Annotated in this window: 18 protein-coding genes; 12 read left to right on the top strand and 6 right to left on the bottom strand. The window is 47.4% G+C overall.

Annotated elements, in window-relative coordinates:
• Positions 1-56: 56 nt before the first annotated feature.
• Positions 57-683, bottom strand: a complete 627-nt coding sequence (gene gmk / locus AWU56_RS07090) for a guanylate kinase (protein WP_006954445.1) — start codon at positions 681-683, stop codon at positions 57-59.
• Between the two features lie 130 nt (positions 684-813).
• Between gmk and AWU56_RS07095 the strand changes: the two genes are divergently transcribed.
• A complete protein-coding gene (locus AWU56_RS07095; protein ID WP_286682118.1) occupies positions 814-2007 on the top strand; it encodes a cyanate transporter in 1194 nt (397 codons plus the stop codon).
• Here AWU56_RS07095 and AWU56_RS07100 read toward each other — a convergent pair.
• Positions 1993-2583: a TetR/AcrR family transcriptional regulator gene (locus AWU56_RS07100; protein ID WP_286682119.1), complete on the bottom strand. Its 591-nt coding sequence runs from the start codon at positions 2581-2583 to the stop codon at positions 1993-1995. The genes AWU56_RS07095 and AWU56_RS07100 overlap by 15 nt on opposite strands.
• Positions 2584-2705: 122 nt before the next feature.
• Between AWU56_RS07100 and AWU56_RS07105 the strand changes: the two genes are divergently transcribed.
• The 4 genes from AWU56_RS07105 to AWU56_RS07120 all read left to right on the top strand — a co-directional run bounded on the left by AWU56_RS07105 (position 2706) and on the right by AWU56_RS07120 (position 9921).
• Positions 2706-4745 carry a BCCT family transporter gene (locus AWU56_RS07105; RefSeq protein ID WP_286682120.1) on the top strand — a complete coding sequence of 680 codons (2040 nt, stop codon included), beginning with the start codon at positions 2706-2708 and terminating at the stop codon, positions 4743-4745.
• A 76-nt stretch (positions 4746-4821) separates the two neighbouring features.
• Positions 4822-5970 (top strand): exonuclease SbcCD subunit D, encoded by a 1149-nt coding sequence (locus tag AWU56_RS07110; protein ID WP_272978158.1) that lies wholly within the window; start codon positions 4822-4824, stop codon positions 5968-5970.
• The gene (locus AWU56_RS07115; protein ID WP_286682121.1) at positions 5967-9035 is read left to right on the top strand and encodes an AAA family ATPase; all 3069 of its coding nucleotides are present in this window, start codon (positions 5967-5969) and stop codon (positions 9033-9035) included. The genes AWU56_RS07110 and AWU56_RS07115 overlap by 4 nt, the downstream gene beginning before the upstream one ends.
• A gap of 13 nt (positions 9036-9048) precedes the next feature.
• Positions 9049-9921 (top strand): MaoC family dehydratase, encoded by an 873-nt coding sequence (locus AWU56_RS07120; protein ID WP_286682122.1) that lies wholly within the window; start codon positions 9049-9051, stop codon positions 9919-9921.
• A gap of 9 nt (positions 9922-9930) precedes the next feature.
• Here AWU56_RS07120 and AWU56_RS07125 read toward each other — a convergent pair whose 3' ends face one another.
• Genes AWU56_RS07125 through AWU56_RS07135 form a run of 3 tightly spaced genes read right to left on the bottom strand, consistent with a single transcriptional unit; the run spans position 9931 to position 12504 of the window.
• On the bottom strand, positions 9931-11196 hold the full coding sequence (locus tag AWU56_RS07125) for a metal-dependent hydrolase family protein (protein WP_286682123.1): 1266 nt from the start codon (positions 11194-11196) through the stop codon (positions 9931-9933).
• Entirely contained in the window at positions 11186-11638 is a 453-nt protein-coding gene (locus AWU56_RS07130; RefSeq protein ID WP_272978153.1) for an RrF2 family transcriptional regulator, read from the bottom strand. Before AWU56_RS07130 ends, AWU56_RS07125 begins: the two co-directional genes overlap by 11 nt.
• Before the next feature lie 8 nt (positions 11639-11646).
• Positions 11647-12504 carry an META domain-containing protein gene (locus tag AWU56_RS07135; RefSeq protein ID WP_272978152.1) on the bottom strand — a complete coding sequence of 286 codons (858 nt, stop codon included), beginning with the start codon at positions 12502-12504 and terminating at the stop codon, positions 11647-11649.
• Between the two features lie 273 nt (positions 12505-12777).
• Between AWU56_RS07135 and AWU56_RS07140 the strand changes: the two genes are divergently transcribed.
• Positions 12778-14910 carry a TonB-dependent receptor family protein gene (locus AWU56_RS07140; protein ID WP_272978151.1) on the top strand — a complete coding sequence of 711 codons (2133 nt, stop codon included), beginning with the start codon at positions 12778-12780 and terminating at the stop codon, positions 14908-14910.
• Positions 14911-14956: 46 nt separating this feature from the next.
• Here the strand turns inward: AWU56_RS07140 and AWU56_RS07145 are convergent, their stop codons facing one another.
• Positions 14957-15856: an ATP-grasp domain-containing protein gene (locus AWU56_RS07145; RefSeq protein WP_286682124.1), complete on the bottom strand. Its 900-nt coding sequence runs from the start codon at positions 15854-15856 to the stop codon at positions 14957-14959.
• Between the two features lie 44 nt (positions 15857-15900).
• Between AWU56_RS07145 and AWU56_RS07150 the strand changes: the two genes are divergently transcribed.
• From AWU56_RS07150 to pgsW, 6 genes are all read left to right on the top strand, one after another.
• Complete coding sequence (locus AWU56_RS07150) at positions 15901-17265, top strand: SLC13 family permease (protein WP_286682125.1); 1365 nt, start codon at positions 15901-15903, stop codon at positions 17263-17265.
• Positions 17266-17327: 62 nt separating this feature from the next.
• Positions 17328-17663, top strand: a complete 336-nt coding sequence (locus AWU56_RS07155) for a zinc ribbon domain-containing protein YjdM (protein ID WP_272978148.1) — start codon at positions 17328-17330, stop codon at positions 17661-17663.
• Positions 17664-17686: 23 nt separating this feature from the next.
• Positions 17687-18907, top strand: coding sequence for an alkaline phosphatase family protein (locus AWU56_RS07160; protein ID WP_286682126.1), 1221 nt, complete (start codon positions 17687-17689; stop codon positions 18905-18907).
• Positions 18908-19047: 140 nt separating this feature from the next.
• Positions 19048-20301 (top strand): poly-gamma-glutamate synthase PgsB, encoded by a 1254-nt coding sequence (gene pgsB / locus AWU56_RS07165; protein ID WP_006954479.1) that lies wholly within the window; start codon positions 19048-19050, stop codon positions 20299-20301.
• Complete coding sequence (pgsC, locus tag AWU56_RS07170; RefSeq protein ID WP_006954481.1) at positions 20298-20873, top strand: poly-gamma-glutamate biosynthesis protein PgsC; 576 nt, start codon at positions 20298-20300, stop codon at positions 20871-20873. Before pgsB ends, pgsC begins: the two co-directional genes overlap by 4 nt.
• Before the next feature lie 12 nt (positions 20874-20885).
• A complete protein-coding gene (pgsW, locus tag AWU56_RS07175; RefSeq protein WP_006954483.1) occupies positions 20886-22037 on the top strand; it encodes a poly-gamma-glutamate system protein in 1152 nt (383 codons plus the stop codon).
• Positions 22038-22171: the final 134 nt, after the last annotated feature.

Genomic DNA, 22171 nt, shown 5'->3' on the forward strand with positions numbered 1-22171 from the left:
ATCCAACCTGAGTGAAATTCTTCGAAAGGCTAATAATTATACGGAAATAAGCGCAATTAGCCAAGTAATTCGTTAATCACCGCTTTATGGCGCTCTTGCTGCACTGCCATTGCATTGCGTTGCGCTAAAACAATATGCTCGAGCTGTGCCAGTGAGTCATCAAAATGGTCATTCACCAACAAATAATCAAACTCATGATAGTGCGACATTTCTGCTTGCGCTTTTGCCATCCGCTTACTGATGACTTCATCACTGTCTTGTCCGCGGCGCCGAAGTCGCTGTTCTAAAGTTGCCAAACAAGGCGGCATAATAAAAATAGAGCAGGTGTCAGGATGATGTTCGCGTACTTGTTGCGCGCCTTGCCAGTCAATATCCAGAAAAATGTCAATGCCGGCGGCTAAGCCTTCTTCAATAACCTTTTTAGAAGTGCCGTAGTAGTTATCAAACACTTTCGCCCACTCGTAAAATTCACCTTTCTCGATACGCTCTTCAAAGCTTTCAGCCGATAAAAAGTGATAGTGTATGCCATCATGCTCTCCGGGACGTGGAGCACGTGTTGTGCAAGAGACAGAGACCTGCATCGAGCCATCATTATGTTTGTTTAAAAGAGCACCGATAAGGCTCGACTTGCCCGCTCCGCTTGGAGCCGCGATGATAAATAGATTGCCAGTGTGATTTGCCATAGAAAACACAGTACCTTGCTTTATATGGCGAAGAAGAATAACACGAGCAACGAGATTTGGAAAAAGTTAACATTCACTCTTCGTGACTAAATCAGTATTATTAATGCTTTTAACGTGCGCTAGGGAAGCTATGAGCAATACACACCAAGGCAAAACATCGGTCGGCTTTGCGATTTTATTATTAATACTGCTAGGCTTAAACCTACGCCCGTTATTGACATCAATCGGGCCATTAACGCAAGCCCTACAAGCAGCTACAAGCATGCCTTACAGTAGTTTCTCGCTGCTTACCACAATTCCTATCATGATGATTGGTGTGCTCGCTTTGTTTGCCGGTCGAATGACCCGAGCGCTAGGTTATCAACGGGGAATTGCCACAGGTTTATTGGTACTGATTGCCGGCTTAGTCATTCGGGCATGGCCTGCCTCCGCCGCGATATTGGTGATCAGCGCGGTTATTGGCGGTTTTGGCATTGCTTTACTGCATATCATTATTCCCGAACTGACTAAACAGCAATTTCGTCACCGTCTCGGAGCCATGACCGGTCTTTGGTCCGCAGCACTGATGGGCGGCGCGGCGCTTGGCGCAGTAGTGACACCATGGCTTGACGCTCACTTTAGTTCCCACTCAGTTGCTCTCGCCAGTTGGGCATTACTGGCACTTATAACGCTAATACTATGGCTGAGCCCAGCGAATCGTGTACCTAAAGCCGATATCCCGCCACGCCATGAATTACTTAAAGCCTTTAAATATCCTCGAAGCTGGTTATTAGGTGCCTATTTTGCCCTAGTTAATGCAGGTTACGCCGGGTTTATCGCCTGGATAGCGCCTTTTTATGGTGAATTCGGTTGGACCACTCAACAGGCAGGTAATCTTCTCGCGCTGTTTTCGTTAGTGCAGGTGATGGGTGCTCTGATTCTTCCGACCCTATCACGTAGCATGGATCGCCGTCCGTGGCTGGCATTGGCGGTGATCACACAAATGGTTGGGTTTGCCGGGCTCTGTTGGCTACCTGAGCAAGCGCCTTGGCTGTGGTCAGCACTGTGTGGCTTCGGCTTAGGAGGTGCATTCCCGTTGTGTATTGTCATGGCACTCGATCACATCGACGATCCGGTGCAGTCGGGCAGACTCGTCTCGTTTATGCAAGGTATCGGATTTATTTTTGCCAGCATAATGCCATTAGTGACCGGCGCATTTCGTGATATTAGCGGTAACTATCAGTTAGGATGGGGATTTCACATTCTAGTTGGCGTCGTCATCTTGTTAATGACGACGCGGTTTAGACCTTCAGGGTATAAAGCAGCATTTTCAGTTACGCGGTAATACGCGCTCGAGAGCGTCTTCAACTAGCTGATTTAATGCTGTTTTTTCTAGCCCTCGGTGAGCGTATGTGGTCACGCCAATGAGTGTAGCTTGATAGAGCACAGCAAGACGCTCTGGATCTTCATCTGGACCCAATTGACCGCGCTCTTTAGCAAGCAAAAATGCTTCTTTGAAGATGTTCTCGAATCGATCAATATAATTAATTGCGGTTGATGCATCCGCATCATCGAGCGTGTGTAACTCGAGAAGACTTTTTACAACCATACACGCCATGCTTGGCTTTTGCTGACCACACTCATCCACCATGGTAATTAAGACTTTGCGGAAGCCTTCGATGGTGTCGGAACCCTCAAATAAAAAACCGGTGTACTGCTCTATAAGCTGTTCACCATACGTTCTCAGTGCTTCATTAAATAGTGATTCTTTATTGCCGAAGGCCGCATAGATTGACCCAGGGCGCATATCCAATGCATATTCAATATCTTTCATTGACGTTGCGTGGTAGCCCTGTTTCCAAAACAAAAGCATCGCGTTGTTGAGTGCAATATCCCTATCAAATTGTGGTGTTCTAGCCATTTTCCTTCCCTAAGAATGATTTCTTTACCTTAAAACAGTAATGACCAATTGTGAGCTTTTTCCATAAAGACACAGTAGGCTATATGTAAATGAACAATAATTATAGAGAACAGGAGCAATTTATGTCCAACGCCAAAGGTAATTGGCGGAATGCCATTTTGGTTCCCGTCTTTCTCCCTGCAGTCATCGTCATAGCCTTATTGGTAATAGGCACTTTAAGCGCACCGGAGCTAGCTGGCAACCTTTTTAGTGCAACTCTTGCGGGAATCACCGAACACTTCGGATGGTTTTACATGCTGGCCGTCGCATTATTCTTGATTTTTATAGTCGGTGTAGCATTGTCACGCTGGGGACGCATCAAATTGGGTCCCGATCATTGCGAGCCGGAATACAGCTTCACCTCTTGGTTTGCCATGCTATTTTCCGCAGGTTACGGAATTGCACTACTGTTCTTTGGTGTCGCCGAGCCTGTCTTGCACTACGCCGAACCGCCCGTTGGGGCCGCAGAAACGGTAGATGCCGCCAAACAAGCAATGCAAATCGCCTATTTCCATTGGGGCTTTCATATCTGGGCTATTTACGGTCTCGTCGGCCTGGTTTTGGCATACTTCTCCTTTCGGCATGGCTTACCGCTATCCATGCGATCAACCTTATACCCTCTAATTGGTGACAAAATACACGGTCCGGCAGGACATACGATCGACACCTTTGCCATCCTGAGCACCCTATTTGGTATTGCAACCACGCTGGGGCTTTCCGTTATCCAGATTAATACCGGGTTAAATTATCTGTGGGAGGACATCCCCGTTGATACCACGGTACAAGTGATTGCCATTGCCGTGATTACGCTTGCCGCCATTGCATCGGTCGTTGCCGGTATGGATAAAGGAATTAAACGACTGTCTTTGTTGAACATGGCGCTGGTGATGTTCTTGCTGATATTCGTTTTTGCCGTCGGTCCGACTATCCACATCTTAGAAACTTATCTACAGAATACAGGCGCATACCTGAGCGGTATCGTCGAACGAACCTTTAACCTGCAGGCCTATACTCGCAGTGACTGGATAGGCAACTGGACACTCTTTATCTTTGGTTGGACCATCGCTTGGGCACCATTTGTCGGGCTATTTATTGCCAAAATCAGTCGGGGGCGCACGATTCGTCAGTTCGTATTGGGTGTCATGTTAGTGCCAACCTTCTTCACTTTCTTTTGGTTCGCAGTATTTGGAGATACAGCGCTTAACATGATTATGAACGAGGGCTATACCTCGTTAATCTCTGAGGTGCAAAACAACCAGGCTATCGCGTTGTTCAAGCTATTTGAAAACTTGCCACTTACTAATGTGCTCAGTTTCGCAACCGTGCTATTGATAATCACTTTCTTCGTTACTTCGTCTGATTCAGGCTCGCTCGTTGTCGACTCATTAGCCTCTGGCGGTGTGGGTGAAACGCCCGTATGGCAACGTGTATTTTGGGCATCGACCGAAGGCGTTGTTGCTGCGGTGCTACTTGTCGCAGGAGGCTTAAATGCGTTACAAACCGCGGCCATCACAAGCGCCTTTCCGTTTGCAATTGTTATATTAATTGCTGCCGTCGGCATGTGGCGCGCGCTAGTTATTGAGGGTCACCAGTATTCAAGCCTGAAGAGCCACCGTCAGTCTCATCGCCGTGGCGTTAATGAAGGCCCCGACTATTGGAAGAAACGTCTACGTGGCTTGGTCAAGTTCCCACAACAAAGCGAAGTAAAAGAGTTTATTTATGGTCGTGCGAGCGAAGCTTTAGAAAAGGTAAAATCCGAGCTCGAAACACAAGATTGGCCCGCTCGATTCACTAAAGACGAGGAGCATGAGCGTATTATGCTGACGGTCGAACGCGAAGGCGACCTCGACTTTGCCTACGAGATTCGTTTACGCGAGTATTCGATGCCACAATTCGTGCTACGTCCGAGTCACAAGAATGAGCACTACTATCGTGCCGAATTATTCTTGCGCCAGGGCGGTCAGTCATACGACCTCTATGGTTACGAAATGACAGATATTATTAATGATGTCATTAACCAGTTTGAAAATTACTTGCACTTCAGACATCACAGCCCAGGCGTGTTGCCATGGGAGATGGAAAAACACGATGAGGATTTACAAGACATCGAAACCAATAAGTAGACAATTTAAGCCCTCAGCGATGGGGGCTTTTTTTATCTGATATACTGAGTTTTTGTTCGACGTCCAGCGACATATCATGAAGATCCTACATACCTCAGACTGGCATCTAGGTCGCCTGTTTCACCAGCAGTCGTTACTAGAGCAGCAAATTGAATTACTCCAACAAATAGTGGAGATTATTGACCAGCAAGCGGTCGACGCCGTCATCATTGCAGGCGATATTTATGACCGTTCTGTGCCTCCATCAGCGGCTATTAGCGCATTTAACGACTTTATTGAAGAAGTCGCAGTCTCGCGTCAGAAAACGATTATTGCGATATCAGGAAATCACGATGGCGCAGAGCGATTAGGATTCGCAACCTCCTTACTAAAACAATCCAACCTTCATTTAGTCACCGAATTACCGCAAGCTTTGGAGCCCATCGTACTGAATGATTCGGCAACCACGATCGATATTTGGTGCGTCCCCTTTCACGACCCTCTACAAGTGAATAACTGGCTAGATACCGATTGTAAAGAATTTAATACGGCTCACCAAATGATCGTTGACCGAATCAATGCAGAACGAAACCCCGATCATCTGAATATGATTGTAAGTCACTGCTATTTAGATGGCGCCTCAGAATCAGAATCGGAGCGTCCTCTATCGATAGGCGGTGCCGATCGCGTTGATTGGCAGTTGTTTAAGGACTTTGATTATGCCGCGTTGGGTCATTTGCACCAACCTCAGCATAAAGGTATGGAACATATTCGTTACAGTGGATCGCTAATGAAATATAGTTTTTCGGAAGTCAACCAAAGCAAGTCCATTACGTTGCTCGATGTTAACGAGAAAGGTGTACAGAACATTCAACAGATTTCTCTGAAGCCGAGTCGGGATATGCGAGTGCTCAAAGGCACACTAGCAGAGCTAATTGCTCAAGCGGAACACGATCCTCAGCGTAACGACTTTATCCAGGCAATATTGACCGATAAGCAAGCGATCTTATATCCGATGGCAAAGCTACGCGCCCATTACCCGAACTTAATGCAACTGCGCAAAGAGCAACTTGAGCACATCCGTAAAGCATCAGACACAAGTGGCCAGGAGCAACTAAAAAAGGCGGATAACGAACTCATCCATGACTTTTTTACTGAAGTCTATGGTACCCCCCTAACTGCGGAGCAAAAAGCCAGCATTAATCAGGTGATCCAACAGATTGAACAAGAGGAGTCAGAATCTTGAAACCACTCGTTCTTAACATGCAGGCATTTGGTCCCTTCCCTACGCAGCAGTCGATAAACTTTACGTTACTGGGTGAACACCCACTCTTTTTAATCAACGGAGCCACCGGTGCCGGGAAGACAACATTGCTCGACGCCATCAGCTTTGCACTTTACGGAGAAACTACAGGGCAAGATCGTATCGGCAAACAAATGCGGTGCGACCACGCAGCGGACGACTGTGCCACTGAAGTTGAGTTTATCTTTGCCGTAGGTGAAAAGACCTATCGAGTGATGCGTCAGCCTACACAGCATATACTCGGCCAGCGTGGGAACAGCAAAGTGGAGCGGCGTACCACGGCATCGCTGTATCAGTTGCAAGGGGAGTGGTCAAACGATCAGTCGCCGAACGCAATGGATTGGCAGCCGCTCGAGACGCGCAAAGTTACCGAAGTGAATAAACACATAGAAACGTTGCTAGGTTTGCGGGCTGAACAATTCCGTCAGGTCGTTGTATTACCACAAGGCAAGTTTCGCGAACTACTTAATGCCGATGCGAATGAGCGCGAAACGATTCTGTCGCAACTGTTCCAAACTCAACGATTCAAGCGCTACGAAGAATTATTTAAGCAGCAAGCAAGCGAACTCAAAAAGAGCTTTGAGCAACTCGAACAGCAAAAAGCGCATATCCTCGACGGCTCCGAGTGTGAGGATCTAACACAGCTTGAGCAACACATCGCTGATCTAAAGCCGCAGTTAGAAGCTAAGCAAACTGTTCTAAACCAGCTTCAACAACAGATCAACGACACCGATTACCAACTTAAGCAACAACACACGCGCAACGCCAAATACAAAGATTTACAACACGCTAAACACCAACAGGATGCATTAAAAGCCAAACAAGCGGATATCGATTATAAACAGCAGCAAATCAAAGCCGCTCAAGCTGCCATTCGCTTGTTGCCGACATATAACGAATGGCAGCAAAACGAGAAGCACGTCAAGACAAGTCAAGAAAAGCAACTACAGCTCGAAACCAGACAACAACAGCAAGCTAAGACGCTAAAGGTTGCTCAGACGAGTCTCCAAGAGGCTAAGACGAAACTTGAACAGAATCATTCGCTTAGAACGACTCTCCAGCGATTAGAAGAGCTATTACCAACCGTTGAACAATTAGAAGGTTTGACAAAGCAAGTCGAGCAACATCAATCTAAGCTTGCGTTGCAAGAAAAAGAGGGGAAACAACTAAGAGCTTCGTATGATGCCGTTCAGTTAGATATTAAGCGGCTACGATCAGAACAACTGCAGGTGCAATCAAAAATTGATGAGTTGCCTGAGTTAGAAGTTCGTGTGCAGGCATTGTCTGAGCAACGCAAGCAACTGCTAAAAAAGCAACAGCTCACTGAGCAAGCGACGACAGTTAAAAATGACCAAGCTAAATTGCAGCACGCGTTAGAGAAAAGGCTGGACGACAAACAACAGGCTTATAACCGCGCCAACGAGCTCGAGCAACGCTGGCTGGCAAGCCAAGCTCCCTTGCTTGCCAGCCAGCTTAAGCCGCAACAACCTTGTCCTGTGTGTGGCAGCAAACAGCATCCGGACCCCGCTCAATCAGACACAACAGCATTAGTTTCGCAGCATGAGCTTGAGCACGCACGAGCAACCTATAGAGCTGCCGAGCAGGCGTTTTATGATGAACAAACAGCACTCACGAAAGCAAATGAACATGAACGTCAGTTAAATCAGCAGTTATCTGAATTCACCGATTTATCGGAAGCATTGATTGAGCAACAACAAGTCCAATTAAATGACGAACGAAGAACACGCGCAGAACTATTAACTCGCCGCCAAACCCTTCAAAGCAAACTCGATCAGGCGGAACAACAGCGCAGTGAATTGGAACACCAACTTGAACAGTGTCGCGCTAAGTACACTGAAGTTAAAGCTCAGCATGCTCGCGTAAATGCTGACCTGGAACACTTAAATCAACGTTGGCAACAAAGTGATATCAATGTTGCGGAAGTTAAACCACGGATAGATCAAATTAAGCAGCAGCTGCGTCAGCTTGAAAAGCAATTCGAGCAAGCACAGCATGCGATGCAACAGCAGTCTGAGCAATACCATGCGACACGCACTCAATTAAAGGCCGAAGTAGAAGAAAACAAACGACTCGCGCAAGCGCTCGAAGCGGCTGAAAAAGCATGGCAAGCACAGCTCGCCAGTAGCCCCTTTGCCACATACAACGAATTTCAGTCGGCGCACGTCAGTGAACCTGAACTTGAGCAACTTAATTCAGCGGTGGCGGAGCATAATCAACGTATGGTCGAGCTGCGTTCAATGATCGCAGAGCTACAACGCTATGTCGATGACATTCAACCCGCTGATACCGAGCAATTAACCTTACGACTCGAAAAGTTACGTAAAGATTTTGAGTCGGAACAGACTCAATTTAACCAGCAGCAAAGCGCATTATTTAACAACGAAAAGGCAGCGCAGCGGTTACGTCAGTTGGCAACACAGAACAAAGAGCTAGAAGCTAAGTATGCCAATATTGGTACACTTGCAAACCTGACAAATGGACAAAACGACCAACGTTTAAGTTTGCACCGATTTATATTAAGTGTTCTACTAGATGATATACTAATTGTTGCATCGAAGCATTTAGCACAAATGACGCACCATCGGTATCTATTAGTGCGCGAAAACGAAGTCAATGACGCTCGCTCCGCAAGCGGTTTGAACCTCGCGGTGACGGACGCTTACACGGGCATCCAACGCTCCACTAAGACACTTTCCGGTGGCGAGAGCTTCCAAGCAGCACTCGCATTGGCGCTCGGACTCTCCGAAGTGGTTCAGCAGTATTCGGGCGGAATTAGACTCGATATGTTGTTTGTTGATGAGGGCTTCGGCAGTCTTGATGAGCAAGCATTAGATGCCGCTATCGATGTGCTCGCCAATCTAAGAGCCAGTGGTCGGAGTGTCGGAATCATCTCCCATGTGCGAGAATTAAAAGAACGTATTGATATGCGCATCGATGTTCATAAAGGTCAATATGGTAGCCACATCACGACGAGGGTAAATAACTAATATGGATGGTGTCATGCATTCACCAACAACGCTCCCAGCAATGCCCGGCATGCTCGCACGTTCGTTACTCACCTTGCTACGTAACGACAATAGCGAAGCAGAAGCGGATAAAATCGAGCATGAGTATAGTTTAGAAGCCCTCTCTAGCAAGCGAATAAGCGCCTATAAAACTATGTTTGGTGGCTTTGTCAGTGATATACCGCTATCGCTTTTCTATTGCTTAGCGCAAAGAACCCATTTAGCCCAGATGCTCGATAAACGTTTTCCTTGGCCAGCCCCGGGTTTGGTGCATTTAAACAATCGATTAGAGCAGTTAGGCAACATAAAGACCGATCAACCTTTTTATATCAAAGCATCCGTCAACGTTCCGGCTCGTGGTCCGCAAGTATCTCCGCGTCGGTTACGTCCTAAATTTGAAGTCAGCTTCTTTCAAGATGGTCAAGAAGTTGTGCGGTGCGAGAGTACGTACCAGGTCATGAAAGCACAAGGCAAAGAAGCTCCTCGCGCTAAGAAGCCTGAGACGAAGATCGAAAAGCCAGATTGGACCTACTTACATCACTGGCAATTAGGCTCGGGCCTCGGCCGACGCTATGCTCGTGTTTCGGGTGACTTTAACCCCATCCATCTACACCCATTTACATCGCGTTGGTTTGGTTTTAATAAGCCCATTATTCACGGGATGTATATGATGGCAAGAGCGCAAGCCGACCTTGAACGCATCGAGGGAAAAAGCGCTAATTATATTGATGTGACATTTAAACGCCCTGTCATTCTACCTGCGCGTATACGTTTATGGCGCAACACTGAATCATCGGAAGGTTACGAAGTCCGAAACAACGATAATACGCAAGTACAACTCGAAGGGAAGATCCGTTTCCCTTCGTAATCAGCCGTTCTATTGTTTGTGAATTTCACCATCCTTCATAACAAAGGTCACTCGCTGTAGCTCCGTAATGTCTTCAAGCGGATTACCATCCACGGCAATGATATCCGCGTATGAACCGCTTTTAATACGACCTAAACGCGGGTCTCTTAGAATATCTGAGGCGGCAATTGTCGCCGCTTGAATGGCTTGATTCGCAGGCATTCCCGCCTCAACCATGTACTCAAATTCTTTAGCATTATCGCCGTGAGCTGATACACCGCTGTCAGTGCCAAAACCAATTTTCACACCGGCTTTATAAGCTTTGGCAAAGGTATCTTGAATTTTAGGTCCAATTGCAAGTGCTTTGGGTTTAACCACAGCCGGGAAATAGCCGTCGATCTTAGCTTTTTCAGCAACGAACTTGCCTGCCATAATCGTAGGCACTAAGTACGTTCCATTAGCCTTCATCGCTGCGATCACCTCATCATCCATATAAGTGCCGTGCTCAATGGTATTGATACCCGCATTGACGGCACGCAACATACCGCTTTTGCCATGCGCGTGCGCAGCGATGTGGAAATTATAGTCATCCGCAATCGCGACCAATGCTTCAAGCTCATCATCAGTAAACTGAGGATTGTCACCACTTGAAGCCATACTTAACACGCCTCCGGTGGCCGTGATTTTTATGAAGTCTGCGCCATCTTTGTAATGCTGACGAATCGCTTCCTTTATATCCGATGGACTATTTACAACCCCCTGCTTAGGGCCGGGTTCTCCCATCAAATCGGGTCTCACACCGTTGGTGGGATCAGCATGTCCTCCAGTGGTCGCAAGTGATTTTCCAGCGCTATAGATACGTGGCCCTTTAACCTTGCCCGCCTTGATCGCATCTCGTAAAGCGAGCGTCACATTATAGGAGTCGCCTGGATTACGCACCGTAGTAAAACCTGCTAGCAAAGTCTTCATACCGTAATTTTGAGCAGTGTACGCAAGATCGGCGGGTCCTTCGGTAAAACGATTCAGATAGGCGCCCGGCCCCGACTGCCCATCCAAATGGACGTGCAAATCAGTTAATCCTGGGAGACAGGTTTTATCACTGAGATCAACACTGTCTGCCGCAGGTTTATCAGACGTCACGGCAAGGATTTTATTTGCATTAAAGTGAACATAGCGTTCGCCAACCAACTTACCTTGTTCGCTATCAAATAGGTTACCGCAATGTAACCAGCCATCTGCCTGCGCAGCAGAACTACAGACTGCCAACACCAACCCAAGCGCTATTCTATGATTCATCGTTCAACTCCTGAGTGTCTATGTGCCAACGCACTTTGATTTCCTCGGGCCTTTCAACCAACGAAGCAATGGTGTATTTAGCAAGGTAACTATAGAACTGCTCTTTACCTGCGTGGATAATTCCCTTCAAATCACATACTGAGTAAATCTTACAAGTTGGGTTCAGACAATCAATCCAGTCTTCATCCCCTTCAAGCTGGCGGATAACCGTATCCAAACGTGTGTGACGGGCATCCACGGCGAGTGAAAAGCCGCCGCCTTTGCCTCGCCACGTCTTTATCAGACCAAGCTTACCCAAGTGGTGAACCACTTTATTTAAATGATTTTTAGATACCGAGAATACGCTACTTAAATCGTTTATCGTTGCTCGCTCATCGGACTCTGCTGCCGCCAAGTAAATCAGTACCCGTAATCCATAATCTGTGTATTTCTTTAGTTGCACGCGATTTCCTAAGGCTTCTCATTTTTTAGCTTTAATTGGGTCCCGTTACGACTTTCTATAATGAGCCGATTATCTTCAAAGCTAATTGACCGTACATTATTAACAGCTTCGGCAAAGGTGGTTGCATCCTGCATAATGGATTCCGAGCAGGCACGACGTGTACTGCCTACCCACTTTAAATGAATCATTTCGCTACCAAACTGATATTGTCCAAAACGACGATTACACCCATCAGACCCCACTAGCTTGCCATCGGCTAAAAATTGAATGTACATATTAGATGATGGTGTCATCGATGCATTGGTTTCGGTCAAAATCCACTTAGGTCCTTGTAATAAGCTCAGTGTCTCACCACCACACCCGACACCGTCAAACTGTCCGGAGTAACTCACAGAAAAAGGATAGACCATACCGCTCATCGTGTCCCGACACACCTCGGACCGAATATCTACTTGATCACCGTTCGCGGTCGCGAGTCGCCACTGTGATACGGTGCCGTTTTCAAGCAAAGGCTGAACAGATGTCACTGAAGCAATCCACTCTTTTTCTGGCGTACTTACTTCGAGCTCTTGCCCCTCTAGCGATAATGCCCAAAATGGTTCATTTCCGGATGCTGAAAACGCTTTGGGAAGGGAGTCAGCAGCTCGGCACTCAGGAAGTGACTCGCCCCGCCAGATAAATGTGGCCATATTGCCTTTATTCCAGAAGCTACTTTCACCGTCATCAGAGACAAATTTAGCACCGGATGCCACGCGCTGCTGCTTCAATGTGTCATGACGATCCCCAAAGCGTACTTTAAGTTGCTCATTCTGCCACTCGGTATACACCGTATAAGCGCCACAAATAAACACCTGCTCTTGGCTCATATCTCGTTGCGAAGAAGACGAGCACCCGGCGACAATGACACTAGTCAGAAAAATAACGACTGCAAACCGCAACATAATCAACCCAACAAAATTAATATAAAACGTTGATTGTCAGCATACCGCGCCAGGTTAAAAGCTCAAGCAATTAACTGCGCGTTTACATTAAATGCACCTTTGCTAAATAAAGAGTTAATAAATTCTTAATTTTTAATTGCGAATTATTCGTATTTTAATTACTATCTGCCGCATCAAAATAACGTGTGGAGATAAACCATGAATAAAGCCCCGATCGCATTAGCTATCGCAAGCTTGCTAAGTAGCCCGCTGGTAATCGCGGAAGAGAATACTGAGATCGAAACAATAAAAATTATTGGCTCAACCGAACAAGCGCGTCAGATTGCAGGCTCATCAGCCGTGATAGATGAAGAACAAATGCGCGTTGAAGTACCCACCGATATTAACCAGTTAATGAAAACCCTTCCGGGCGTTTACGTGTTAGAAGAAGACGGCTTCGGGCTACGTCCAAACATCGGTATTCGCGCCGCAAATGCGGGGCGGGTAAGTAAAGTCACACTATTAGAAGATGGTGTGATGATGGCGCCAGCCCCTTATTCAAACCCAGCAGCGTATTATTTCCCAACCACTATGCGCATGGCCTCTGTTGAAGTACTGAAAGGGGCACCATTACTGCGTTACGGCCCTCAAACAACGGGCGGCGTGCTTAACCTGGTATCTACTCCCATTCCTGAACAAGCTATTTCAGGTCAGGTATTAGCACAATGGGGTGAGTTCAGCAGTAACGATATTCATGCTTATGTCGGTGGCACGCAAGGCGCTTGGGGCTTCTTACTTGAGACAGTGCAACGCGAGAGTAATGGTTTTAAAGCCATTGATCGCAGTCATGGCGACAGCGGCTATGATATTCAAGACTACACCGCAAAGCTGAGCTTTGATCAAGGACCACACCACCTGCTTTTCAAGGCGCAGTACTCAGAAGAAATCTCTAACGAGACCTATCTTGGCCTAACCGATGCCGATTTCGCGAAGACACCAAATCGTCGTTACGGCATCTCATCGATTGACCAAATGGACAACAGCCATAAAGGCTTTAGCTTGGCTTACGGCTTTGATGTAAACAGTGATGTTACGCTCAATGCTGTCGCATATCGTAACGAATTCAAACGTGACTGGTTTAAGCTCAACGGTGGTGGGTCGTATGTTAGTGCCGCGAACCAAGGCGACATGCTAGCACAAGGTATTCTTGACGGTACCGAAGATGCCTTCGACCTTGAATACAAACATAATAACCGCGCTTATGAAAGCTATGGCATTGAGCTCAATGCACAGTGGCAACTTGGCGCGCATGCACTTGAAGTCGGTGGGCGCGACCACACGGATGAAATGGATCGCTTTCAACCTGTGGAGATCTTCGACCAAATCAACGGCAGCTTAGTCTATCAATCCACGGTCAGCCCTTCCGGTAGCAATAACCGTATTGAAGGTGCCGATGCAACCAGCCTCTGGGTGACCGATAGTTGGCAAGTTAACCAAGCGCTAAAAGTTAATTTAGCCTTGCGTTACGAAGATGTATCATCATTCCGTAACCAGTACGATGAGGCTGCACGTACTACTGCGCCAGCATTCCGTTCCAACTCAAGCGATGAGTGGCTACCCGGCGCATCGTTTACCTACGACTTAAGCGACTCATGGCAGGTGCTTGCGGGCATCCACAAAGGCTTTTCACCACTCGGTGGCGGTGCAACAGAAAACCAAGAGCCAGAAACGAGTATCAACTACGAAGCCGGCCTACGCTATCAACAACAAAATACTTTTGTCGAAGCCATTGCATTCTATAGCGACTTTAGCGACACCACCCAGTTGTGCTCTATCGCTACACCATGTGATAACGGTGCTGAATCAGGTACTTATGTACTTGGCGAATCGGTTGTGCAAGGTTTAGAGTTCCAAGCGCAACACACCTTTGCTGCGGGCAAGTTTTTGATTCCGGTTGATATTGCTTACACCTACACTCAAGGTGAGATCAGTAAAGATAATGCAGTCTCGGGGCTGATGGACGGCGATCGGCTAAACGACATTCCAGAGCACACGGCAAACGTTCGTATTAGCCTTGATAACAATGCCGGTTGGGTTAACTACCTCAACTTTAAATATATTGATTCTATGTGTGTCAGCGTAGGCTGTAACAACAGCACTGCGGCGTTTAACGAAACAGAGTCTCTATTCGTTACCGATGCAGTCAGCCGCTACGAACTTAACACGCAGACATCCGTCTATGTAAAAGTCGAGAATATCTTCGACCAGCAAGCGATTGTTGCACGCACACCTGATGGTGCTCGCCCGAACAAACCACAGACCGTTTGGATGGGTATCGACTATAAATTTTAGTGGTAAAGAACAAGCGACCGAGCTCATCAAGAGCTCGGTCATTTTTCTATCCGGCTAATGCGATTAAATAATCCGCCAACGCACCCATGCCAGTTTTAGCAACGTGCGCACGCTGCTCAGCGTCTTGGTTATAATTTGTATTGGTATTCACATCATAAACAAACAGCTCACCCTGACTGTTTTCAATAAACTCAATGCCTGCCACGTCAATGTCGTTACTACGTAAGAACGTTTCCAATTGGTGAATAACCGAATGCTCATTAAAACGTGTGGTAATTTTGAATTTTTCAGCAATCTCACAAGCGTCCGCTGGGCACAATTCGAAACCCTGTTCAGTATTAACCCGCACCGCGTAAACGAACTTCTGACCGACGAATTCAGCCCGCGTAATAACCGGTGATTTAGCTTTTATGTATTGTTGCACTAACCAGGTGCCATCGAGCGGCTCCTCATAGTCGGCACTCTCTGTGTAAGCAACCAACTCATCAAGCTGATTGAACTTTTGTACGCCGAGACCTTTACCTCCGCGGTTAGGCTTAACGATTAAAGGCCAATCGTTAAATTGCCTCGCAGCTTCAACGAGTTGCGCTTTGCCCACCGCTGCAAAAGTGCGCGGTACCGACAAGCCTGAACGTTGCAATGCGGCATACTGCGAGAGTTTACACACCTCGAGCGCTAACACTTGCGAGCCATTCACGACGGTACGATTCTGGCTCTCTAACCAAGTTAACACCAATTTTGTCAGCTCGGGGGCGAAGCGATGTCCCCGCGTATGTGACGACGCACTCATTCGATTGTAGTAAACCGCATCGTCAGGCTGATTGTGAAACGGCACAACACCTTCATCTAAAAACCAACTTTTAGGTGTAACGCCACGTTCTTTGAACGCTTCGTATAGAGGCTTCAACCATTCTTCATTTTCGTGCAAGATTACGATATCGCGCATGCTACACTTCCTTACAATAAAAAGAACACGCCTACAGGTCGCTCATGTCCCATAAAATTATCGGCCCTATTGCCGCCCTATTAAGTGTCATAGTAACACGAAGTTTAGACATGCCGCTTGATGCGGCGCTGACCCTAGCAATCGTCATATGGGTGGCTTGGTGGTGGGTTTCTGAATGTATTCCACTGGCGATAACAGCGTTGCTACCTTTTATTTTACTACCCGTTATTGGTGTTCTCGACCCTAAAGAGGCGGCGACAGCCTTAGGCGATAACATTATTCTGCTATTCATGGCGGCGTTCATGATGGCAAAAGCCATTGAAGCCAGCGGTGTACATAAGCGTCTCGCACTGTCATTAATTGCGCTCATTGGACCCGACAGTGGCCGTCGCATCGTCGTTGCATTTATGTGTGCAACCGCCTTCCTTTCGATGTGGATCTCTAACACCGCGAGTGTATTAGCTTTGCTCCCCGTGGCATTGGCACTTGCAGATGCCACCGACAACAAGCCATTCCAAAAAGCCCTATTATTAGGTCTTGCCTATTCAGGGTCGGTGGGTGGCATTGCCACCTTAGTGGGCACCCCACCTAATCTTATATTTGCCTCAATATATGAGAATATCTCAGGGCAAGGCTTCGACTTCACGCGTTGGCTAGGTATTGGCATACCCATGATGGTTATCAGCATTCCATTAATGGCTTGGTATCTCACTCGTAACGTTCATTTGAGCATGCCATTACAATTACCCCAACAAGATAAAATGTCAGCTTATGAGAGACGCGTGCTGACTGTGTTTGGTGTCGTGGTATTACTGTGGGTGATGCGCACCACCCCGTTTGGCGGCTGGACAGGTCTGTTGGGGCTACCCTCACTGAACGATGCGACTGTCGCTTTAGCGGGTGCGCTGGCCATGTTCATTATTCCAACGGGAGAAAAGCAACAACCCACCTTACTCGATTGGTCGCTAGCGAAAGACATCCCATGGGGTATTTTATTATTATTCGCGGGCGGTATTTGTCTCGCTAAAGGCGTCATGGCAAGTGGTCTCGGCACGTTAATGGGCGAGTCTTTAACGGTATTAGGAGAATGGCCACTGTGGTTGTTGATACTGGTACTCACGCTGGCGGTTTCATTTATGACCGAGTTTACCTCTAACACAGCCACAGCAACGCTTCTAATGCCCATTTTAGCAGCAACCGCACAGGCCATTAATCAGCCTATTGAGATACTCATGATTCCAGCGGTGATTGCTTGCAGCTGTGCATTTTGCATGCCCGTAGCAACGCCACCTAACTCAATTGTATTTGCGTCTAATCGCATCAGCATCCGCGATATGGCGCGCACAGGCGTTGTACTAAACATTATTCTAGCGTTTGTAACGACCGCAATTGTCATGGTTTTGGTCTAAATCAAATGTTCTGTTAAGCAAACTCAGGTAAACTGAGCGCTTTTTAAAGATGGAGTCTCTCGATGGATCAATTGCCTGCTTGCCCACAATGCGCTTCTGAATACGCATACGAAGACGGTAACGTATTAGTCTGCCCTGAGTGCGGACACGAATGGTCACCGCATGACGAGAGCAATGAAGACAATAAAGTGATTCGTGATGCCAATGGCAATGAACTTAATGATGGCGACACCGTCACCGTTATTAAAGACCTTAAAGTCAAAGGTTCATCATTAGTTGTTAAGGTCGGCACTAAGGTTAAAAACATTCGTTTAGTCGATGGCGATCATGATATCGATTGCAAGATTGACGGTGTAGGTGCAATGAAATTGAAATCTGAGTTTGTTAAAAAGGTCTAATAGACCGAATCAGGGAATCTGCCATGCAACGTTTTCTTACCTCACTACTATTAGTTTTTAGTGGTTTATTAGCCGCGACGTCAGCCTTTGCAAAAGCTGACCAACAGACTATTGTGCTTATTTCTATTGATGGCTTTCGCTACAACTATATTGAGCAACATCACGCCGAGCATCTTAGTCATTTAGCCGAGCAAGGTGTTCGCGCCAAGGGGCTCATGCCGGTTTATCCATCTAAGACGTTTCCAAACCATCTTTCCATAGTCACCGGTCAGTATCCATCACACCACGGTATCGTTGATAATAATTTTTATGATACTGAGCGCAAACAACGCTACAAAATGGCCGACGGTGCAAAGGATGGTACTTGGTTACATACCGTACCAATTTGGAATTTGGCTGAGTTCCAAGGCGTGAAATCAGCGACTTTTTTCTGGCCTGAATCGGGCGCTCGTATCAACGGACGCACACCCACTTATTACTATCCCTACAGCAATTTCACGCCTAACCAGCAGCGAGTTGATCAAATCATTCAATGGTTACAACTGCCCGAACAAAGCCGCCCTCGGATGATTACAGGCTACTTTTCAATCGTTGATTCGATGGGTCACAAGTTCGGTCCCGACTCGAAGCAAACGAAAGGCGCAGTTCAAGCAGTCGATAAGCTGATAGGACAACTGTGGCAGCGTATTCAGAACGAAACCGAAGGTTCAGTTAACTTAATTGTGGTTTCCGATCACGGCATGGCGCCGATCAAAGCAGATGCCATGATCGACCCAGATGACTTAGCTATTGATGAAGAAAAGTTTACCACCGTCAATTCGCAAACACGCTATCTCATTTATGCTAACGAAGACACCTGCGCTGATGATATTGCGGCACTTCGAACACAGCTAGAGGAAGGTAGCGACCTTGGCTATCGCGTTGAAACCGATGATAAGCTTAAACAATTACATGTCAGTGATGGCCCACGTAAACCCGCCATTGTACTTTCAACTGATGCACCTGTGAGTTTCGCAACTCGACCTGTCGAAGAGCGCTCTGACGGTGGCACGCATGGTTATTACAACAATCGTGACATGGATGGCTTATTTGTCGCAGTGGGTCCAGCGTTTAAAAACGGGGTGACTATCGATCGGTTTGAAAATATTCACATATATCCATTAATGGCGGATATTTTAGACCTTAAATTAATGACCCAAATTGATGGCGAAATAGCTGTTTTAAAACCTATTTTAAATAATTAATTCGCCTTCGAGTGATCTGTTTTAAATAGCCGAGCGAATTGTAAAGATTACTAAAATACTTGGTATTTTTCTTTGCAGTTCGCTAAATATATACATGCACGTTCGTATGTATATTCATAACCTAAAAGGCTATTTAAATTATGGCAGAGACACTCTCGTCACAGTATTGGGCCGAGGGATATTGGATGAACGATATTCCCACCCTGCTCGGAATTGTCGCTGCGATCTGGCTTTTACTGGTTATTGCTGCGGCGTTTGAAGCGTTCCGGCACAAATTACTGGTCGATAAAATTCCAGTACGAGTGCATGTTAATGGAACCCGCGGCAAAACCAGTGTCACCCGGCTTATCGCAGCGGGCTTAAGATCAGGTGGCAAGCGTATTTGCGCTAAAACCACCGGCTCTGCAGCCGCTATCACTGACCCTCAAGGAAGAGAGTTTCCCATCTACCGCATTAGCGGTGCCAACATTATTGAGCAAATGCGTACGCTCAAACGCATGGCCTCACTTAAACCCGAAATTGTAGTGATGGAATGTATGGCACTGCAGCCGCATTACCAATCGCTCAGCGAACTGCGTATGGTGCGCTCCAACGTGGGCGTCATCACCAATGCGCGCGCCGACCACCTTGATGTCATGGGTCCGGGCGAAGAGGACGTTGCCTTAGCATTAGCGGGCAGCACACCCGTCAAAGGTAATCTCTTTACGGCAGAGCGCGATCTATTAGGTGTTTTCGAGCACTCGACTAAAGACCGCAACAGCCAGCTACACGGCGTCACTGAACAAGAGGTCGACGCCATCGGCGACGATATTCTCAAGCAATTTAAATATTCCGAACATGCTGAGAATGTGGCGTTGGCATTAAAAGTCTGCGAGCACCTCGGTGTTGAGCGAGAGCAGGCATTGCAAGGCATGATTGGACTCGAACCCGAAGCCGGCGCTATGCAAGTACTTCACGTAAATTATTTCCGCCGCGAAATTGTTTTCGTTAATGCATTTGCTGCAAACGATCCCGAGTCGACCGGTAAGATTTGGGAAAACATGTTAGAAAAACACGGCAAGGAGCGCAAACGCATTGTATTGATCAACTGCCGAGCCGACCGTCCGCACCGTTCTCAGCAAATGGCTGAGGCTGCTGTTGAGTGGACCCAAGCGGATCGCTATATCCTGATGGGTTCAGGCACCTTTATTTTTGTTCGCGCCGCAGTGAAATACGGACTCGACCCAGAAAAAATTCTCGTAATGGAGAACGCTGCCATTACTGATATTACCGAAACCTTGCTGGAAGAAGCTGGCAACAGTGCACTCGTTGTCGGCATGTGTAACATTCATGGTGGCGGCGAAGAAGTCGCTCGGTTCTTCCAAAACCGTTCCTTGAAGGAGGAAGACCTGTGATCGCATTAAATATTTTAGCCGTTGCCATCGGCATCGGATTATTCTTTACGTTATTGCTCACACAAACGCTCGGACTCGCCGCAGGGGGCCTCGTTGTTCCTGGTTATGTTGCCCTGCAACTGACCGAACCCATGAGTCTGGTAATTACGCTCGTAGCGGCCTTGCTAACGTTCTTGATCGTGCGCGTAATATCTAGTTTTGCCATTATCTACGGCCGTCGACAAACGATCATTATGATCCTCACCGGCTATCTCATCGCAGGCTTGATGGATTTGTTCCTCGGTAGCTTAGTGAACTGGGTCGACTTACAAATGGTCGCGGGTGGTGACGATGCGCAAGCACAAGTCGCGACACTGGAGTCATCCTTTATGATGGCCGTCATGTCGAGCAATATTATCGGCTATATTATTCCCGGTCTGATAGCGATCTGGTTTGAACGCCAAGGTGTTCTGCAGACGCTGTGCGGCCTGGCCGTCACCGCCGTATTAGTGCGCCTCGCACTGATTGTCATCATGCCTGAAGCGTTGCAGATGTATGAAGCAAGCAGCGCCTTCCACATGCCTGGCTGGTAAGGAGAATCCCAAATGAGTAGTTTTACTAAGATTTATTGGCGTTCTTCAGGTGTGCCAGCCTGGGGACTCATCGTATTAATGATCGCGGCATTAATTGCTTTACTCGCCGTCGAAAACGTTAAAGAAACCGATCCAATCGTGGACGAAAACTATGCCACCATGGTAACGGCTGCAAAAATTATGCGCCAAGGAATGGAAGTTATCCGTCCCTTGCGCGCTGAAAAGGAGCCGATTAACCCAGAGTTCGATCCTCAACGCTCGGGCTTTGTCGGTCTCGATAACAGCATCGTCACGACCAACCACGGTGGACGCGAGTCTAAACAGACCACAGTGAACCCCAACTGGGCAGCCGTGGCGGTTAAACTATTAGCTAAAGCAGGCGTTAAAAAAGGTGACTTAGTCGCGGTGACTGTATCTGGCTCTTTCCCTGCTCTAAACCTTGCCGTGTATTCTGCAATCGAAGCCATGGAAGCGGAGCCGGTTATTATCGCTTCGGCATCGTCATCGCAGTGGGGAGCTAACGTACCCGGTTTCTTGTGGTTGGACATGGCACGTGAACTCAACAAAGCCGGCGTGATCTCGTTCGAGCCTAAATATGCCTCGATTGGCGGCATCGAAGACCGCGGCATTGGTATCCCACAAGCCGGTATTCAATCGATTCGTCAAACGATTGAACGCGCTGGCTTGCCGATTATTGAACCGGCGAACTATCAAGAAGCGGTGGCCGACCGTATCGCGATTTTCCGTGAATACTCATCCGATCGTAACTACAAAGCGTTCGTCAACGTCGGCGGTGGTGCGACTATCGTAGGTCCTCCAGGTATCGATGATATGTTTAAATCAGGACTACAGTACGACGCACCGGCTCGCGCTTACGCGGTGGATACGGTGATGGGCTACTTCTTACAAGAAAACATTCCAGGCATTCATTTTATCGGCATTAAGAAAATGGCAGAACGCTACGGACTTCCACTCATGCCCCCTGAGCCTGTGCCCGTCGGTAATGGCGGTATCTATTCCTCGAGCACATACAGTCGGTTACTCGCTTTCGGGCTTGCTGTGGCATTGTTTGGGCTCACTTGGCTCATCGTGCGCTCAGCGCGGATCACCAGCCTCTGGCGTCGCGATAGTAGCAGCGGTAAAGGCACTAAACCGATGGTATAAACACCTCGGTCATATAAAAAAGGAGCCAAATGGCTTAATGCTTGTCAGTTAAGCTAACGACTAGCATTTTTTCTAGGCGACCGCATCGGATAACGTTGCGGTCGCCTTTTTATTGCTCGTGGATAGTGCCGTTC

Source organism: Idiomarina sp. T82-3 (assembly GCF_001577655.1).
Classification (GTDB): domain Bacteria; phylum Pseudomonadota; class Gammaproteobacteria; order Enterobacterales; family Alteromonadaceae; genus Idiomarina; species Idiomarina baltica.

What these genes read in the sequence shown, in the direction of transcription:
- gmk (WP_006954445.1), bottom strand. Translation starts at nt 683, where the DNA reads ATGGCAAATCACACTGGCAATCTATTTATCATCGCGGCTCCAAGCGGA.
- AWU56_RS07095 (WP_286682118.1), top strand. Translation starts at nt 814, where the DNA reads ATGAGCAATACACACCAAGGCAAAACATCGGTCGGCTTTGCGATTTTA.
- AWU56_RS07100 (WP_286682119.1), bottom strand. Translation starts at nt 2,583, where the DNA reads ATGGCTAGAACACCACAATTTGATAGGGATATTGCACTCAACAACGCG.
- AWU56_RS07105 (WP_286682120.1), top strand. Translation starts at nt 2,706, where the DNA reads ATGTCCAACGCCAAAGGTAATTGGCGGAATGCCATTTTGGTTCCCGTC.
- AWU56_RS07110 (WP_272978158.1), top strand. Translation starts at nt 4,822, where the DNA reads ATGAAGATCCTACATACCTCAGACTGGCATCTAGGTCGCCTGTTTCAC.
- AWU56_RS07120 (WP_286682122.1), top strand. Translation starts at nt 9,049, where the DNA reads ATGCATTCACCAACAACGCTCCCAGCAATGCCCGGCATGCTCGCACGT.
- AWU56_RS07125 (WP_286682123.1), bottom strand. Translation starts at nt 11,196, where the DNA reads ATGAATCATAGAATAGCGCTTGGGTTGGTGTTGGCAGTCTGTAGTTCT.
- AWU56_RS07135 (WP_272978152.1), bottom strand. Translation starts at nt 12,504, where the DNA reads ATGAGCCAAGAGCAGGTGTTTATTTGTGGCGCTTATACGGTGTATACC.
- AWU56_RS07140 (WP_272978151.1), top strand. Translation starts at nt 12,778, where the DNA reads ATGAATAAAGCCCCGATCGCATTAGCTATCGCAAGCTTGCTAAGTAGC.
- AWU56_RS07145 (WP_286682124.1), bottom strand. Translation starts at nt 15,856, where the DNA reads ATGCGCGATATCGTAATCTTGCACGAAAATGAAGAATGGTTGAAGCCT.
- AWU56_RS07150 (WP_286682125.1), top strand. Translation starts at nt 15,901, where the DNA reads ATGTCCCATAAAATTATCGGCCCTATTGCCGCCCTATTAAGTGTCATA.
- AWU56_RS07155 (WP_272978148.1), top strand. Translation starts at nt 17,328, where the DNA reads ATGGATCAATTGCCTGCTTGCCCACAATGCGCTTCTGAATACGCATAC.
- AWU56_RS07160 (WP_286682126.1), top strand. Translation starts at nt 17,687, where the DNA reads ATGCAACGTTTTCTTACCTCACTACTATTAGTTTTTAGTGGTTTATTA.
- pgsB (WP_006954479.1), top strand. Translation starts at nt 19,048, where the DNA reads ATGGCAGAGACACTCTCGTCACAGTATTGGGCCGAGGGATATTGGATG.
- pgsW (WP_006954483.1), top strand. Translation starts at nt 20,886, where the DNA reads ATGAGTAGTTTTACTAAGATTTATTGGCGTTCTTCAGGTGTGCCAGCC.